This is a genomic window from Glycomyces sp. L485, from assembly GCF_022548875.1.
Taxonomy (GTDB): Bacteria; Actinomycetota; Actinomycetes; order Mycobacteriales; family Micromonosporaceae; genus Glycomyces.
The window spans coordinates 1-15,957 of the sequence record NZ_JAKZEW010000005.1; the positions used below are offsets into that span (position 1 = coordinate 1).

General features: G+C 70.3%; 16 protein-coding genes. 14 read left to right on the forward strand and 2 right to left on the reverse strand.

Translation table 11 applies throughout. From position 1 onward, the window contains the following. Positions 1–999 precede the first annotated feature (999 nt). The 3 genes from L0U85_RS04575 (at position 1,000) to L0U85_RS04585 (ending at position 4,991) form a co-directional block, all read left to right on the forward strand. Positions 1,000–2,817 (forward strand): ABC transporter ATP-binding protein, encoded by a 1,818-nt coding sequence (locus L0U85_RS04575; RefSeq protein WP_241376579.1) that lies wholly within the window; start codon positions 1,000–1,002, stop codon positions 2,815–2,817. Beyond that, positions 2,814–4,595: an ABC transporter ATP-binding protein gene (locus tag L0U85_RS04580; protein ID WP_241376580.1), complete on the forward strand. Its 1,782-nt coding sequence runs from the start codon at positions 2,814–2,816 to the stop codon at positions 4,593–4,595. Before L0U85_RS04575 ends, L0U85_RS04580 begins: the two co-directional genes overlap by 4 nt. A 159-nt stretch (positions 4,596–4,754) precedes the next feature. Further along, positions 4,755–4,991 carry a hypothetical protein gene (locus tag L0U85_RS04585; protein ID WP_241376581.1) on the forward strand — a complete coding sequence of 79 codons (237 nt, stop codon included), beginning with the start codon at positions 4,755–4,757 and terminating at the stop codon, positions 4,989–4,991. A 2-nt stretch (positions 4,992–4,993) separates the two neighbouring features. Here the strand turns inward: L0U85_RS04585 and L0U85_RS04590 are convergent, their stop codons facing one another. Then, positions 4,994–5,956, reverse strand: coding sequence for a quinone oxidoreductase (locus L0U85_RS04590; RefSeq protein WP_241376582.1), 963 nt, complete (start codon positions 5,954–5,956; stop codon positions 4,994–4,996). 33 nt (positions 5,957–5,989) lie between these two features. After that, positions 5,990–6,736, reverse strand: a complete 747-nt coding sequence (locus L0U85_RS04595) for a dihydrofolate reductase family protein (protein ID WP_241376583.1) — start codon at positions 6,734–6,736, stop codon at positions 5,990–5,992. A 78-nt stretch (positions 6,737–6,814) separates the two neighbouring features. Between L0U85_RS04595 and hisI the strand changes: the two genes are divergently transcribed. The 11 genes from hisI (at position 6,815) to L0U85_RS04650 (ending at position 15,939) form a co-directional block, all read left to right on the forward strand. After that, the gene (hisI, locus tag L0U85_RS04600; RefSeq protein ID WP_241376584.1) at positions 6,815–7,159 is read left to right on the forward strand and encodes a phosphoribosyl-AMP cyclohydrolase; all 345 of its coding nucleotides are present in this window, start codon (positions 6,815–6,817) and stop codon (positions 7,157–7,159) included. Continuing rightward, on the forward strand, positions 7,156–7,692 hold the full coding sequence (locus L0U85_RS04605; protein WP_241376585.1) for a Trp biosynthesis-associated membrane protein: 537 nt from the start codon (positions 7,156–7,158) through the stop codon (positions 7,690–7,692). The genes hisI and L0U85_RS04605 overlap by 4 nt, the downstream gene beginning before the upstream one ends. Then, on the forward strand, positions 7,693–8,499 hold the full coding sequence (trpC, locus tag L0U85_RS04610; protein ID WP_241376586.1) for an indole-3-glycerol phosphate synthase TrpC: 807 nt from the start codon (positions 7,693–7,695) through the stop codon (positions 8,497–8,499). It abuts the gene before it with no gap. Positions 8,500–8,509: 10 nt separating this feature from the next. Further along, positions 8,510–9,712 carry a tryptophan synthase subunit beta gene (gene trpB, locus L0U85_RS04615; protein WP_241376587.1) on the forward strand — a complete coding sequence of 401 codons (1,203 nt, stop codon included), beginning with the start codon at positions 8,510–8,512 and terminating at the stop codon, positions 9,710–9,712. Then, positions 9,709–10,497, forward strand: coding sequence for a tryptophan synthase subunit alpha (gene trpA, locus L0U85_RS04620; RefSeq protein ID WP_241376588.1), 789 nt, complete (start codon positions 9,709–9,711; stop codon positions 10,495–10,497). The genes trpB and trpA overlap by 4 nt, the downstream gene beginning before the upstream one ends. Before the next feature lie 22 nt (positions 10,498–10,519). Then, complete coding sequence (lgt, locus tag L0U85_RS04625) at positions 10,520–11,512, forward strand: prolipoprotein diacylglyceryl transferase (protein WP_241376589.1); 993 nt, start codon at positions 10,520–10,522, stop codon at positions 11,510–11,512. 30 nt (positions 11,513–11,542) lie between these two features. Beyond that, positions 11,543–12,733: an NAD(P)/FAD-dependent oxidoreductase gene (locus tag L0U85_RS04630; RefSeq protein ID WP_241376590.1), complete on the forward strand. Its 1,191-nt coding sequence runs from the start codon at positions 11,543–11,545 to the stop codon at positions 12,731–12,733. Continuing rightward, a complete protein-coding gene (locus L0U85_RS04635; RefSeq protein WP_241376591.1) occupies positions 12,708–13,235 on the forward strand; it encodes an N-acetyltransferase in 528 nt (175 codons plus the stop codon). The genes L0U85_RS04630 and L0U85_RS04635 overlap by 26 nt, the downstream gene beginning before the upstream one ends. After that, positions 13,232–14,110, forward strand: a complete 879-nt coding sequence (locus tag L0U85_RS04640; protein WP_241376592.1) for a hypothetical protein — start codon at positions 13,232–13,234, stop codon at positions 14,108–14,110. The genes L0U85_RS04635 and L0U85_RS04640 overlap by 4 nt, the downstream gene beginning before the upstream one ends. Positions 14,111–14,197: 87 nt before the next feature. Then, positions 14,198–15,175, forward strand: a complete 978-nt coding sequence (locus tag L0U85_RS04645; protein ID WP_241376593.1) for an NAD-dependent epimerase/dehydratase family protein — start codon at positions 14,198–14,200, stop codon at positions 15,173–15,175. Next, positions 15,175–15,939: a WecB/TagA/CpsF family glycosyltransferase gene (locus tag L0U85_RS04650; protein WP_241376594.1), complete on the forward strand. Its 765-nt coding sequence runs from the start codon at positions 15,175–15,177 to the stop codon at positions 15,937–15,939. The genes L0U85_RS04645 and L0U85_RS04650 overlap by 1 nt, the downstream gene beginning before the upstream one ends. Positions 15,940–15,957: the final 18 nt, after the last annotated feature.

A 15,957-nucleotide genomic window follows, 5' to 3' on the forward strand; every position in this document is an offset into this window, starting at 1 on the left:
CACCGCAGGCAGAGACCGAACCGAACACCGGACCCGAACACAGTCCCCGAACGGGAACCGGACCCAAGCGAGACTCCGAACAGGACTCCGAACAGGACTTCGATCCGGGCTCCGGACCGGGCGGATGCTCCCGCCCCGAAGACGAGCACGCCCCCACACCAGCAACACCGCCAGCAGGTGCGGCCTCACCGGCGGCACCGGCTGCGGCGATGCGCCTGGTACATCCGAAGACGAATAAACCGCTGATCCCGGTGCGCTCGAACCTGATCGAAGATCCCATCCCGTTCTTAACCTGCCCGCCGCGGGAGGCCGCGGCGGGGAAGGCGCCTTATACAGCCGCCAGCTCGAAACCGGAAACGGCTTCGAGCCATTCCCCGTGTCCAGGCCAGAACACCACACCCAAAGTGCCCCAAGCCTCCGCACCCGACTGGCCCGAAACCCGCACCCGGCCGCCCCGAACAGGCATCCCCTCACCGCACCCCCGCACAGCCCCCGAAACCCCAGCCACCGCCGCAAGCCGCCGAACCGGACCCGAGAGTCCCGCTCCCGCTCCCGCTCCTGCTCCCCACGACCGAGCTCCGTGGCCGACAGGGCACCCCCGACCTCCACTCAGCTCCTTCGTCGCCGCCTCGTCTGAAGCCTGCGTGAAGCGGACCCTTCTTCGGAGACCCAGCCCGCCCACCTCTGTACCTCGTCATCGCTGCTGCTCTTGGCGCAGAAGGGGCATCCGCCACACACCTACCCCGCCAACGCCCCCGTGGCCATTGCCGGGCTCGACAGGCTTACCGTCCCTCGAAGATGCGATCTTCATGCTGTTGTCGGGACTGTGACATCGAGGCCAGCATGTTCCGTGCTGCGACGCCATAGCGGACACGGGGTCGGTGATGGCAGTACCGGTGAATCTGGTTGCCGTTCTCCTGGCCTCGAGGCATGATTGCAGGCGGCGCCTTGCCTGCCGCACGGCTAGGAGACAGGTCGATACCCACCTCGGAGAGCCCAATGACTGACGTTGCCGCACCGCCCTCGGCAGAATCGAGCATCCTCCGCCGGGGACTGCGCAACATCGGGGACATGATCAGGATCGAACCCAAGCTGTTCGCGATCGGCGCCGTCGGCGCCATGGTCAACACCGCGACCACCCTGTTCGTCTCCGCCGTCGTCGGCTGGGTCGTCGCGCAGGTCGCCGTCCCCGCCTACGAGAACGGCGAGGTCGCCCTCGGCTCGGTCGCGCTCGGCGTCGGCGCCCTCCTCGGCACCTCCGCGATCCGCTTCTCCAGCATGTGCGCCCGCCGCATCGGCGCCGGTGCCATGATGTTCCGCGTCCAGGCTCACTGGCGCCGCCAGGTCACCCGCCGCTACCTCGCCCTGCCCGTCTCCTGGCACCAGAAGCACCCCACCGGCACGCTCCTGTCCAACGCGAACGCCGATGTCGAGGCCGCCACCAGGCCGCTCGCGCCGCTCCCGTTCGCGTGCGGCACCCTGTTCATGCTCGCCGTCTCCATGGTCGTGTTCTTCCTCGTCGACTGGGCGATCGCCCTGGTCGCGCTCGGCATGTTCCCGACCTTGTTCGCTCTCAACGCCGTCTTCGCCTCCAAGATGGCCCCGCGAGCCAAGCGCGCCCAAGAGCTGCGCGCCGAGGTCTCCGCTGTCGGCCACGAGTCCTTCGACGGCGCACTCGTCGTCAAGGCCATGGGCCGTGAGACCGCCGAGACCGAGCGGTTCACCGGCTCGGCCACCGAGCTGCGGGACGCGATGATCGGCGTCGGGCGCCTGCGGGCCGCGTTCGAGCCCGCCATCGCCGGGCTCCCCGAACTCGGCACGCTCCTCGCCCTCCTGGTCGGCCTCGCCCGCTACCAGCAGGGAGCCTTGGACCTCGAACAGCTCGTCACCGTCGCGTTCATGTTCTCCGTCCTCGCGTTCCCGATCCGGGCGATCGGCTGGGTCCTCGGTGACCTGCCCACCTCCGTGGTGGGGCGCGGCCGTGTCGACCACGTCCTCTCCGCGACCGGCGACATGGACTACGGCGAGAGGGAGCCGGCGACGCCCGCGGGCCCGGCGAGCCTCGAATTCGACTCGGTCGCCTACTCCTATCCCGACGGCGGCGAGGCCATCAGCGACGTCACCTTCACCGTCCCCGCCGGGAAGACCGTCGCGCTCGTCGGCGCCACCGGCTCCGGCAAGTCCACACTCGCGCACCTCGCCGCCCGCCTCATCGACCCAAGCCGCGGCGCCGTCCGCCTCGACGGCGTCGACCTGCGCGAACTCACCCACCCCGCACTCGCCGCCACCACCGCGCTCGTCCAGCAGATCCCGTTCGTCTTCGACGACACCGTCCGCGCCAACCTCGCGCTGAGCCGCGAGAGCGCCGACGACTCCCGGCTGTGGGAGGCCCTCGCCGCGGCCGGCGCCGACAAGTTCGTCGCCGACCTCGAGGACGGGCTCGACACCGAGGTCGGCGAGCGGGGCACCACCCTCTCCGGCGGCCAGCGTCAGCGGCTCACGCTCGCCAGGGCCCTAGCCGGCTCCCCTCGGCTGCTCGTCCTCGACGACGCCACCAGCGCCATCGACCCCAGAGTGGAGTCCCGGATCCTCTCGGGGCTCAAGGCCTCCTCCGAGGTCGCCAGCGTCCTCGTCGTCGCCTACCGCAGGGCCACCATCGCCCTTGCCGACGAGGTCGTCTTCCTCGACGGCGGCCGCATCACCGCCCGGGGCGCCCACACCGAGCTGCTCGAGACCCACCAGCCGTACGCCGACCTCGTCACCGCCTACGAGCAGGCCGAAGCCGAGCGTGAATTCGACGAGGAGAACGTCGCGTGACCACCGAGACGACCGACGCCGAGCCCGGCCCGTTCCACACCCTCAAACGCGGCCTGCGGCTATCGCCCGAGCTGCGCAGGGGACTGGCCTTCACCGTCGTCCTCGCCTGCATCACCGCCGTAGGACGCCTCGTGGTGCCCATCGCCGCCCAGCAGGTCCTCGACAACGGCCTGTTCACCGACGCCGGGCCCGACCTCGGCTTCGTCCTCGGGGTCACCGCCGTCGGCATCACCGTCCTGGCGATCACCACCGCCGCGAACTTCCTGATGAACCGGCGCCTGTTCATCGTCTCCGAGACCGCCTTGGCGAATCTGCGCCGCCGCACCTTCCGCCACATCCACGACCTGTCGATGCTGCACCAGCAGTCCGAGCGGCGCGGCGCGCTGACCGCCCGCGTCACGACCGACATCGACCAGGTCAGCCAGTTCCTCCAGCAGGGCGGCATGGTCCTGGTGACCTCGACGGCGCAGATCCTGGTGGCGACGGTGGTCATGGCCGTCTACTCCTGGCCGCTGGCGATCGTGGTGTGGGTCGTGTTCATCCCCGTCACCTGGCTGATCAAATGGCTTCAGGCGCACCTGGCCTCGGCCTACACCGACGTGCGTCGCAGCGTCGCGAAGCTGCTCTCGGCAGTCTCGGAGTCCGTCGTCGGCGCGGGCACCGTGCGCGCCTACGGCGTCGGCTCGCGCACGAGCGAGCGGCTCGACGCCTCGATCGAGGAGCACCGCAAGGACCAGACGAGGGCGATCAGGCGCTCGGCGTTCTCCTTCGGAGCCGGCGAGCTCGTCTACTTCGGAGTGAATGCGGTCGTGGTCGTCCTCGGCGCCTTCCTCGTCGCGGGCGGCTCGATGACCGTCGGCGAACTCGCCGCGTTCCTGTTCCTGGTCGTGCTGTTCACCCAGCCGGTCGTGATCGGCACCGAGACGCTCAACGAGGCTCAGAACGCGGTCTCGGGCTGGCGGCGCGTCCTCGACATCATCGACACCGAGCCCGACGTGGCCGACCCCGTCGACGGGGTCGACCTCCCCGAAGGCCCGCTCGGGGTCCGCTTCGAGGACGTCCGCTTCGCCTATCCGGGAGGCGAGGAGGTCCTGCACGGCATCGACGTCGACATCCGCCCGAACACCAAGGTCGCCGTGGTGGGGGAGACCGGCTCGGGAAAGACCACCTTCGCGAAGCTGCTGACGCGGCTGATGGACCCGACTTCGGGGCGGGTGGTGATCGGCGAGACCCCGCTGACCGACGTCAGGTTCTCCTCGCTGCGCGGGCGCGTCACGATGGTCCCGCAAGAGGGCTTCCTGTTCAACGGCACGCTCGCCCACAACGTCCGCTTCGCGAAGCCCGACATCGGCGAGGCCGAGATCTACGTGGCCTTCTCCGAGCTCGGCCTCACCGACTGGGTCGAGGCGCTTCCGAACGGACTCGACACCGAGCTGGGCGAGAGCGGCGCGAACCTGAGCGTCGGCGAGCGCCAGCTCGTCTCGCTCGTGCGCGCCTACGTGGCCGACCCGGACCTGCTGGTCCTCGACGAGGCGACGAGCGCGGTCGACCCCGCCACCGAGCTGCGCCTGTCGTCCGCGTTGGACGCGGTCACACGCGGCCGGACGACGGTCATCATCGCCCACCGCCTCTCGACGGCCGAGACCTCCGACGAGATCCTCGTCTTTGACGGCGGCGACCTCGTTCAGCACGGCCGCCACGCCGAACTGGCCGCTAGGAAGGACTCCGTGTACGCGGGGCTCCACGGGTCCTGGATCGAGCAGACCCGCTCGAGCTAGTCGACGTCGGTCTTAGGGTCATCCGTCACGGAGTCTCGTGGTGCTCCAGGCGGGCGCGGGCCTCGTCCAGCTCGGCATGCACCTAATCGAGCAGCGACGACCCGCCGCACCGGCGCGCCTTCCTGCGGCGCGCCGGGCGGCCCGCATGGAGCCACCCACTTGAGCGGACGAATCCACATCTCTCTCGACGGAACCAACGAATACGAACTGCACTGCGACCGTCGCGGCGGCCGGTTTCGCCCCGGCGACGATTCCTACTACAGTCGGCCGGTGCTGCGCGCGGCCGCAGAATCCGAGGGCCGGCGGGTCAGCCAGGGTTCGGACGGCGAGCACGAGTGCCCCGGTCGCGGGGATCCGGCAGCCGCAAGACGCGACTGCGGCCTCCTGGCAACGTGACCCTAGGGAATCAGCAGGAGTTTGCCGGTCGTCTTGCGGCTCTCAAGCGCCTGGTGGGCCTCCGCGGCCTCGTCCAGGCGGAACGTGTCGCCGACTCTCACGTGCAGGTTGTTGTCCTCGATCAACTGGAACACCTCGGCGGTGCGCTGGAGATACTCCTCCCTGGTCGCCGTGAAGTCGCCCAGCTTCGGGCGGGTCAGCGTCAGCGAACCGAGGGTGTTGAGCACCTGCGGGTCGAACTTCGGCACCGGGCCGCTCGCCTGGCCGAACAGTGCCATCGTCCCCCTGCGGCCCAGCGACGCCAGACTCTCGTCGAAGGTGTCCTTGCCGACCCCGTCGAAGACCGCGGCCACGCCCTCGCCGCCGGTGATCTCACGGGCCTTTTCGCCGAAGTCCTCGTAGAACAGGACGTGGTCGCAGCCGTTCGAACGGGCAAGCTCCGCCTTCGCGTCCGTGGAGACCGTGCCGATGACCTTGCCGCCCTTGTACTTCACCATCTGCGTCAGCAGCAGTCCGACGCCTCCTGCGGCGGCGTGGACGATCACCGTCTCGCCCTCGGCCACCGGGTGGACCGTGTTGCACAGGTAGTGCGCCGTCAGACCCTGGAGCATCACCGCGGCGGCGGTCTCAAGCGACACCAGCGGCGGTACCGGCACGAAGTCCGACTCCTTGCCCACCACGATGTCCGCATAGGAACCCGGCACCTGCGCCCAGGCGACCTCGTCGCCCGGCCCGAACTGGTCGACGCCCTCGCCTACGGCCACCACCGTCCCGCCGCCTTCGAGGCCGGGCGTGAACGGCAGGGGCACCGGGTAGGCGCCCGAACGGTGATACGTGTCGATGAAGTTCACACCGGCCGCGGCCACGCGCACCGCCACCTGCCCGGGGCGCGGGCCGGGGTCCTCGCCTTCGAGGAGCCGCATGACCCCCGGGCCGCCGGTCTGCTCCACCACGATCGCCTTCATGAGAAATCCTTCCGCCGCAGGGACACCAACAACCTAGCAGCGCCGAACCCTCCCGATCGCCCGAGCGGGCGCACCGTATCTCCGGTCGAGTAAGTCATCGGCTCTACGGTAGACCGTCAGCGCTATCTCGCCGATCGCCCTCGTCTCCACCAGATGAAGCGGCCGCCGCGGCGACTGCGGGAACGGCGCCGGGTGCACGAACCGCGCCCCGCCCCGCTCGCCGAGCAGGAACGGCGCCACCGCCAGATGGACCTCGTCAACCAGGTCCTCGGCCAGGAACGCCGTATGGACCATGCCCCCGCCCTCGACCAGCAGCCGCTGCACCCCCCGCCCGGCGAGGTCCTCCAGTGCCATCCGCAGGTCGACCGTGTTCTGATCGGTCGCCACCACCTCCGCGGCCGGGCCGTCGGTCCGGCCGCGGAGCGGGCACAGCCGCGCCCCGACCTCGCTGGTGTAGATCACCGGGACCGGCTCCCCGCTGTTGAACAGCCGCGCCCTCGGATCCAGATCACCGGAAGGGGAGAAGACCACCCGCATCGGCGACGGCTCCCGGCCCTCGGCCACACGCCGAGCCCGCCGCTCCTGCGAGCGCAGCAGCAGCCGCGGATCGTCCGCCCGGATCGTGCCCGCGCCCACCGCGATCGCGTCCACCCCCGCCCGCACCTCGTCCACCCGGTCCAGGTCGGCCGCGTTCGACAGCGTCAGCCGCTTGTCGGAGTCGTCGTCGAGGAAGCCGTCGATGCTCACCGCGGCCGAAACGATCACAAAGGGACGATTCATGACGCAAGAATCCCATGATCCGCCCCGACCCGGGCCCGGGTGGCGGCCTCGAGGTGAGAGACGTCAGAATCAGTAGACGTGGAAGGCCAACAGACCAGCGAGGACGCCATCGCGGACCTCAAGTTCAACGCCGAGGGCCTCGTGCCCGCGATCGCGCAGCAGCACGACACCGGGGAAGTCCTCATGCTCGCGTGGATGGACGCCGAAGCGCTGCGCCGCACCATCGCCACCCGCAAGGCCACCTACTGGTCGCGCAGCCGCGGCGAGTACTGGGTGAAAGGCGAGACCTCGGGCCACCACCAGGCCGTCAAGTCGGTGTCCGTCGACTGCGACGGCGACACCGTCCTGCTCGGCGTCGAGCAGACCGGCCCGGCCTGCCACACCGGCACCCGGACGTGCTTCACCGGAAGGCAGATCGCATGAGCGCAGGATCAGAGCGGGCCAGGACCCTCCTGGTCGGGCTCGCCGCCGTCGGCGCCGCCGCGCTGGCCGCCACCCGCGAATGGGCCTCCGAGACCGTCGAGAACGCCGCCGGAATGGAGACCACAGCCTCCCAGACCGGCACCGACCTGGCCGCCTGGGCGCTGCCGTGCGCCCTCGCCGCCGGGGCCGCGTTCCTCGCGATGCTCGCCGTCGGGCGCCGGATGCGGCGCGTCACCGGTGCGCTCGCGATGCTCGCCGGCCTCGCCGTAGCCCTCGCCGGCGCATTCCACCTCGACAAGGGCGCCGCCCCGATCGGTCTCGCAGCCGCCGGGCTCGTCGTCGCCGCCGCCGGGGCCGCCGCCATGCTCCGCTCCGGGCGCTGGCCCGAGCCGGAGGCCCGCTACGATTCGAACCCGGTCGACGGCGACGTCGTAGCAGAGGATCCGGCAAAGTTGTGGAACGCCCTCGACTCCGGTCAGGACCCCTCGTCGCCTAAAATCACCGCAACGGCGCAGGAGAAGGGACGATCTTAGGTGAACGTGCTGGAGCAGATCATCACCGAAGTCCGCGCCGACCTCGAGCGGCGCCAGAACGAAGTCCCCATCGAGGCGATCCGCGAGGCCGCCGAGCGCGCCGAGGCCCCGCTCGACGGCTACGCCGCCCTCAACGGCGGCGGTGTGAGTGTCATCGCAGAGGTCAAGCGCGCCTCCCCCTCCAAAGGCGCGCTCGCCGACATCCCCGACCCCGCGGTGCTTGCCGCCGAGTACGCCGCCGGCGGCGCCGCCGTCATCAGCGTCCTCACCGAGCCGAACTACTTCAAAGGCAGCCTCGACGACCTCGACGCCGTCCGCAAGAAGGTCCAGGTCCCCCTGCTGCGCAAGGACTTCGTCGTCTCCCCCTACCAGGTGCTGGAGGCGCGGGCCCACGGCGCCGACGTCGTCCTGCTCATCGTCGCCGCGCTCGACCAGGACACCCTCGTCTCCCTCCACGACCGGGTCACCGGCCTGGGCATGACCGCGCTCGTCGAGGTCCACACCGAGGCCGAAGCCGACCGCGCGCTCGCCGCCGGGGCGAAGGTCATTGGCGTCAACGCCCGCGACCTGACTACGCTCCAAGTGGACCGCTCGGTGTTCGAGCGCATCGCCCCGGGCCTGCCCCGCGACGTCGTCAAGATCGCCGAATCGGGCGTCCGCGGCACCCGCGACCTGATCCGCTACGCCGCGGCGGGCGCCGACGCCGTGCTCGTCGGCGAGGGCGTGGTCAAGCAGAAGAGCCCGCGCGACGCCGTCGCCGAACTGGTCACCGCCGGGTCGCACCCGGCGACGCCGCGACCGATCTAGGAGGAGAACCGTGCCGCAGCCGGATCTGACAGGCCACTGGGGCGAGTTCGGGGGACGGTTCGTCCCCGAGGCGCTCATCGCCGCCCTCGAAGAGCTCGACATCGCCCACCGCAAGGCCCTCGAAGACCCCGAGTTCCAGGCCGAGCTCGCCGCCCTGGGCCGCGACTACGGCAACCTGCCCTCGCCGATGTACCGCGCCGACCGGCTCTCCGAAGCGGCCGGCGTCGAGATCTGGCTCAAGCGCGAGGACCTCAACCACACCGGCGCGCACAAGATCCGCAACGTCCTCGGCCAGGCCCTGCTGACCAAGCGCATGGGCAAGACCCGCGTCATCGCAGAGACCGGCGCGGGCCAGCACGGCGTCGCCGCCGCCACAGCCGCCACCTACATGGGCCTCGAATGCACCGTGTACATGGGCGAGGAGGACACCCGCCGCCAGGCCCTCAACGTCGCCCGCATGCGCCTCCTCGGTGCCGAGGTCGTCCCCGTCACCACCGGCTCGCGGACTCTCAAGGACGCGATGAACGAGGCGCTGCGCGAATGGGTCGCCTCCGTCGACCACACGCACTACCTCATCGGCTCGGTCGGCGGGCCCCACCCGTTCCCGATGGTCGTGCGCGACTACTGCCGCGGCATCGGCGACGAGGCGCGCGCCCAACTGCTCGACAAGACCGGACGGCTGCCCGACGCCGTCGCCGCGTGCGTCGGCGGCGGATCGAACGCCATGGGCGCCTTCACCGCCTTCCTCGACGACGACGTCAAGCTGTACGGCTTCGAGGCCGGCGGCGACGGCTACGAGACCGGCCGCCACGCCGCCACCATCACCGCCGGCGAGATCGGCGTCCTCCACGGCGCCCGCACCTACGTGCTGCAAGACGAGGACGGCCAGACCATCGAGTCGCACTCGATCTCCGCCGGCCTGGACTACCCCGGTGTCGGGCCCGAGCACGCCCACCTCGCCGCCACCGGCCGTGCCGCCTACGAGCCGGTCACCGACGCCGAGGCCATGGCCGCGCTCGAGAAGCTCGCCCGAACCGAGGGCATCATCTGCGCCATCGAATCCGCCCACGCCCTCGCCGGCGCGCTCCGACTGGCCGAGGACAAGACACTCGAGCCGGGCTCGCTCGTCCTGGTCAACCTGTCCGGACGCGGCGACAAGGACATGGGCACCGTCGTCGACTACTTCGGCTTCGACAAGGGGAACGACCAGTGAGAACCGCCGAGGCATTCGCCAAGACCAGAGCCGAAGGACGCGCCGCCCTCGTCGGCTACCTCCCGGCCGGCTTCCCCACCCTGGCCGACTCCATCAAGGCCATCGACATCATGATCGAGAACGGCGCCGACATCATCGAGGTCGGCCTGCCCTACTCCGACCCGGTCATGGACGGCCCCGCCATCCAGAAGGCCGCCGACCGGGCCCTGCACGCCGGATTCCGCACGAGCCAGGTCTTCGAGGTCGTAGAGGCCGTCTCCGGCCGCGTCCCGATCCTCATCATGACCTACTGGAACCTCGTCGAGCGCTACGGCACGGGCCGCTTCGCGGCCGACTTCGCAGCGGCCGGCGGCGCCGGCCTCATCACGCCCGACCTCATCCCGGACGAGGCCGACGAGTGGCTCGCCGCCTCCGACGCGCACGACCTCGACCGGGTCTTCCTGGTCGCGCCCTCGTCCACCGACGAGCGCATCGCCTCCACCGTCGCCGCCTGCCGCGGCTTCGTCTACGCCCAGTCCGTCATGGGCGTCACCGGCGCCCGCTCCGCGACCTCCACCGCCGCGCCGAAACTCGTCGAGCGCACCCGTGCCCACACCGACCTGCCCATCGGCGTCGGCCTCGGCGTCCGCGACGGCGACCAGGCCGCCGAGGTCGCCTCCTACGGCGACGCCGTCATCGTCGGGTCCGCGATCGTCGGCTGCTACCTGGAGACCGACGACGTCCCCTCGGGGCACCAGCGCCTCGCCGAGCTGACAACCGAGCTGGCCGGAGGCGTCCGCCGCTAGAGGGTCCTATACGGTTTTCGACGTGGACCTCGCATTGATACCCAGCCCGAGCGAATCCGTCTGGCATCTCGGACCGATTCCGATCCGAGCCTATGCACTGGCGCTCATCGCGGGCATCGTCGCCGCCTGCTGGATCACCGAAGCGCGCATGCGCTCCCGGGGCGCCCCCAAGTGGGCCGTGCTCGACATCGCCGTGTGGGCGGTGCCCTTCGGCATCGTCGGCGGCCGCCTCTACCACGTGTTCACCAGCCCCGACGCCTACTTCGGGGCCGACGGCGACCCGTGGAAGATCGTCGCGGTCTGGGAGGGCGGCCTGGGCATCCCCGGCGCGATCCTCCTCGGCGGCGTCGGCGTCTGGTTCGCCTCCCGCCAGCTCAAGCTCCCGTTCGCGATGGTGGCCGACTCGCTGGCTCCCGGCCTGCCGGTCGCCCAGGCGATCGGGCGGCTCGGCAACTGGTTCAACCAGGAGCTGTACGGCAAGCCGCTGGAGGCGTTCTGGGCCGTCGAAATCGACCTGGAGCACCGCGTCTCCGGATTCGGCCAGTACTCGACGTTCCACCCGACGTTCCTGTACGAACTCGTGTGGAACCTCGGTGTCGCCCTGGTCGCGTGGGGTGCCGACCGCAAGTGGAAGTTCGGGGCCGGCCGCGCCTTCGCCCTCTACGTCGCCCTGTACGGCCTCGGCCGCTTCTGGATCGAAGGCCTGCGCATCGACCCCGCCGAGGCCTTCGGCGGGCTGCGACTGAACCAGTGGATGAGCGTCGTCATCATCGTCGGCGCGATCATCTACCTCCTGCGCGTGCGCGGCGACCGCCAGGTGTTCGTGCTCGCCGCCGGCGAGCGGGTCACCGTCGACTGGGACTCCGCCGAGGCGAAGCAGGCCGGATACGTCGGCGGCCGCCTGCCGAAGGGCACCGAGCTGGAGGAGACCGAACCTGAGGCCGAGAAGCCCGACGGTGAACCAGACGGCGAAGCCGAGTCCGCCGAGGCGGGCCCGGGCCGCGACGACCGCTGATCTCCGCCGCTTTCCCCGGGCAGGTGCAATGTGCATAACCGTAGAGCCGTAGTCGTCGGCGCCGGCGTGGCCGGGCTGGCCAGCGCCATCGTCCTGTCGAAGCTCGGCTGGCGGGTGGCGCTGCTGGAGCGGCGGGAGCGGCTGAGGGGTGACAACCTCGGGATGCTCCTGTGGGTCTCGGGTGTCCGCGCGCTGCGCGCGCTCGGCATCGACGCGACCCTCGACGCCGGCGGCACGCCGGTGAACCGCTTCGAGCTCCGCGCCGAGGAGCGCGTCGAAGGCTCCTTCACCTCGGCGGTCCTCGGCGCCGACGACGGCACTCCGTCGGTGATGGTCCACCACGCGGTGCTCTACGAGACGCTCGTCTCGCACCTCGGCCGCGACGTCGAGGTGTATCCGGCCACGCAGGTGTCCCGGATCGACCTGGTCGACCTTGCGGCCGGGGACGCCACCCGCCGCTGGGACGCCGACCTCGTCATCGCCGCCGACGGCATCGACTCGCCGACGCGCGAGGTCGTCGCGAAGGGCGCCCCGACGGTCGACGCCGGGGTGGTGGCCTTCCGCGCCACGATCCCGGCCCATCGCGCCCCTGAACGCGATTCCGACGCCGTCGAGATGTACGGGCCCGACCGGCGCCGGTTCGGCTACGGCGATCTCGGCCAGGCGGGCGCCTGCTGGTGGGCCACGGTGCCCGGCGGGATGCGCCCGGAGTCGCCGCAGATCCAGCACGAGCTCATCAACCGCTGGTTCGCCGACTGGCCCTCGCCGGTGGGCAAGTACATCGCCGCGACCAGGCCCTCGGAGCTGACGCAGCAGGCGGTCAGGTTCGTGTGGCCGATGCCTTCGAGTCTCCACTACTCCGATGGCAACCACGGGGTCGTGCTCATGGGCGACGCCGCGCATGGCGTGGCGCCGATCCTCGCCCAGGGCGGGAGCCTCGCACTGGAGGACGCGGTGACGCTCGGGTGGGCGCTGCGGCGCAGCCCCGAGTCGATCCCCGATGCCTTGCACGCCTATGAGCGGGCGAGGCTGGCGCGGATCCGGCGGGTCGCGCGGCTGTCGAGGCGCGCGCATGTGATCGCCTCGGGCGGCCCCGGGGTCACCAGGGGGCTGCTGCGGGCCGTTCCCGACACCTGGTTGTCGAACCGGGCGACGTCGCTCTCCGACTGGCAGCCTCCGAGGTTATCCTCGGCCCATGCGGATTCGGGACGCCGAGGCTGATGACTGGCCCCCCATCTGGGCCTTCGCGCGGCCCATCATCGCCGCGGGGGAGACCTATCCGTGGCCCCGCGACACGTCGGAGGCATGGGCCAGGGCGTATTGGATGGAGCGCGAGCGCCCGGCCTCGCGGCTGGTCGCCGAGACGGAGCCGGGTGACGGCTGCGCAGGCGTCGCCGAGAGCGGACGGGTCGCCGGGACCGTCGAGATCCATCCCAATCTTCCGGGCCAGGGCTCGCACGTGGCCAACGCCGGGTTCATGGTCGATCCGGCCTTCCGGGGCCGAGGCGTCGGACGGGCCCTGGGGGAGGCCGCGCTCGACCGCGCTGTGAAGGACGGGTTCCATGCGATGCAGTTCAATGCCGTCGTCGAGACCAACACCGGCGCTGTGAAGCTCTGGCGCTCACTGGGTTTCGAGACGCTCGCGACCGTCCCCGAGGGTTTCCGGCACCCCGAGCTGGGACTGGTCGGGATGCACATCATGTATAAGCTGCTGGAATCATGAGCGAATTGCGCGATTCCGTCAACGCTCTCGGCATCGCCGATGCCGAGGCCGCCATCAGCGTCCACGCACTCGTCGGGTCCGACTCGGACCTGCTCGCCCAGGTCGGCGACTTGCCGGGGACTGTCAAGGAGGTCGCGGGATGGGTCCAGTCGACGTTCCTGAACTCCGGCAACCCGCTGTTCGGCCGGTGCGAGCACGCCGTGGAGCGATTGCTGGGGGAGCGGCCGGACGAGCAGACCGAGAAGGTCCTCGGCTTGATCACCGTGCGACCCCGCTTCCTCGAAGACCTGGTGTCCCTGTCAGGTCTCGCCGCGGCCGACCTGCAGACGATGCTGGAGGCCCTCGAGCAGGCCGGGGTCGTGCGCGCCGACGCCAACCCACTCGAACCAGACAATCCCTTCTGGACCATGAAGGACCGCTTGGCTCGCTTCTACTACGCGATGATGGCCGAGCACCTCGCCAGATGGCGGCGCGGTTACATCTCCGACAAGCTCTGGCGCATGATCCACTCGCGCTTCGACCGCTACGTGTGCCGCGCCGAGTACGCGCGCCTCACCCGCGAATGGGCCCTGGGCTCGCCCGACACCGACCTGACCACCCGCATCGTCGTGCCCGACCCGAGGTTCAGGCAGCTGCGGACCCTTGAGGTCGCCGCCTTCGGCGCGGACGGAACGATCGTCGGACTCGGCACCATACGCTGGGGATTCCTCATGCGCGAGAAGCAGCTGGCGCGCCTGCGGCACGTCCGGCGGCTCCTCGGCGACCCGCCCGCGCGCCTGTACTGCATCGCTCCGCGCGTCGACGGCGCCATCGCTGCCGACACCGCCCCGGACCTGTACCGGGTCGGCCCCGCTCATCTGCTCAGAGGTGATTGAGACCCTATTTCCCGATTGGTGGGCCCGCGAAGCGTCCAGGTACGCTGAAGGCTCTCTATTCCCCGTACGAATGCATGAGGAGTGACGATGGCGGTTGACGCGGTAGTTGCGGGAGCAGGCGGATTCATCGGCGGACATCTGGTGTCGGACCTCCTTTCCGAGGGCAAGACCGTGCGCGCCGTCGACGTCAAGCCGCTCGACCAGTGGTACCAGGTCCACTCCGAGGTCGAGAACCTCCAGCGGGACCTGGCCGACCTGGGCGCGAGCCGCGAGGCCGTCGGCGACGGCGCCGCCGAGGTCTACAACCTCGCCTGCAACATGGGCGGCATGGGCTTCATCGAGAACAACAAGGCCCTGTGCATGCTCTCGGTCCTGCCCTCCACCCACATGCTCCAGGCCGCCAAGGACGCCGAGGTCGGCCGCTTCTTCTACTCCTCGTCGGCCTGCGTCTACGCCGGATACAAGCAGACCGAGGCCGACCTGGCCCCCCTGAAGGAAGAAGACGCCTACCCCGCCGACGCCGAGGACGGGTACGGCTGGGAGAAGCTGTTCTCCGAGCGCATGGCCCGCCACTTCCGTGAGGACTTCGGCCTCGAGACCCGCATCGCCCGGTACCACAACATCTACGGCCCCGAAGGCACCTGGGACGGCGGCCGCGAGAAGGCCCCCGCCGCCACCTGCCGCAAGATCGCCGTCGCCGCCCTCACCGGCGAGACCGAGGTCGAGATCTGGGGCGACGGCGAGCAGACCCGCTCGTTCACCTACATCGACGACTGCGTCCAGGGCACCAAGATGCTCACGCGCGGCGACGTCACCGAGCCGCTCAACCTGGGCTCCTCCGAGATGACCACCATCAACAACCTGTACCACCTCGTCGCCGACATCGCCGGAATCGACATCACGCTCAAGCACGTCGACGGGGCCCTGGGCGTGCGCGGACGCAACTCCGACAACACGCTCATCCAGAAGTACTACGGCTGGGAGCCCTCGATCAGCCTCCGCGAAGGCATGGCCAAGACCTACGAGTGGGTCTACGACCAGGTCAAGGCCAAGTACAACCTCTGATGGCCGACCCCAAGCTCCGAAGAGTCGACGTCCTCGGCGTCGGCGTCTCCACGATCAACCAGGCCATGGCGCTCGCCGAGGTCACCCGCTGGGTCGACAACGGCGACCGCCGCTACGTCTGCGTCACCGGCGTGCACGGCGTCATGGAATCGCAGAAGGACCCCGAACTCAAGGGCATCCACAACGCCTCCGGGCTGACCACGCCCGACGGCATGCCGATGGTGTGGGCCGGGCGCAAGGCCGGCGCCGAGTGGATGGACCGCGTCTACGGGCCCGACCTCATGCTGGGCGTCCTCAACCGCGCCGCCGAGCGCGGCTGGTCGTCGTTCCTTTACGGCGGCAAGGACGGCGTGCCCGAACTGCTCGCCAAGAAGCTCGCCGAGAGGATCCCCGGCGTCAAGATCGCCGGGACCTACTCGCCGCCGTTCCGGCCCCTCACCGAGGCCGAGGACGACGAGATCGTCGCCCGCATCAACGACTCCGGCGCCCAACTCGTGTGGGTGGGGCTGTCCACTCCCAAACAGGAGCGGTGGATGGCCGCGCACCGCGACAAGCTCAACGCTCCGGCCCTGTTCGGTGTCGGCGCCGCCTTCGACTTCCACGCCGGTCTCATCCCGCAGGCACCGCCGTGGATGCAGCGCAACGGCCTGGAATGGTTCTTCCGGCTCACCAAGGAACCGAAGCGCCTGTGGCGCCGCTACCTGGTCAACAACCCGGCGTACCTGCGCCGGATCCGGCGCAATCCGCCATATCTGCGCGACTAGCAGAGGATAGGGTGAGGG

Excerpts from the sequence above, each read along its gene's own strand:
- L0U85_RS04650 (WP_241376594.1), top strand. The coding sequence starts at position 15,175 with ATGGCCGACCCCAAGCTCCGAAGAGTCGACGTCCTCGGCGTCGGCGTC.
- L0U85_RS04595 (WP_241376583.1), bottom strand. The coding sequence starts at position 6,736 with ATGAATCGTCCCTTTGTGATCGTTTCGGCCGCGGTGAGCATCGACGGC.
- L0U85_RS04590 (WP_241376582.1), bottom strand. The coding sequence starts at position 5,956 with ATGAAGGCGATCGTGGTGGAGCAGACCGGCGGCCCGGGGGTCATGCGG.
- L0U85_RS04635 (WP_241376591.1), top strand. The coding sequence starts at position 12,708 with ATGCGGATTCGGGACGCCGAGGCTGATGACTGGCCCCCCATCTGGGCC.
- L0U85_RS04645 (WP_241376593.1), top strand. The coding sequence starts at position 14,198 with ATGGCGGTTGACGCGGTAGTTGCGGGAGCAGGCGGATTCATCGGCGGA.
- L0U85_RS04605 (WP_241376585.1), top strand. The coding sequence starts at position 7,156 with ATGAGCGCAGGATCAGAGCGGGCCAGGACCCTCCTGGTCGGGCTCGCC.
- L0U85_RS04640 (WP_241376592.1), top strand. The coding sequence starts at position 13,232 with ATGAGCGAATTGCGCGATTCCGTCAACGCTCTCGGCATCGCCGATGCC.
- L0U85_RS04575 (WP_241376579.1), top strand. The coding sequence starts at position 1,000 with ATGACTGACGTTGCCGCACCGCCCTCGGCAGAATCGAGCATCCTCCGC.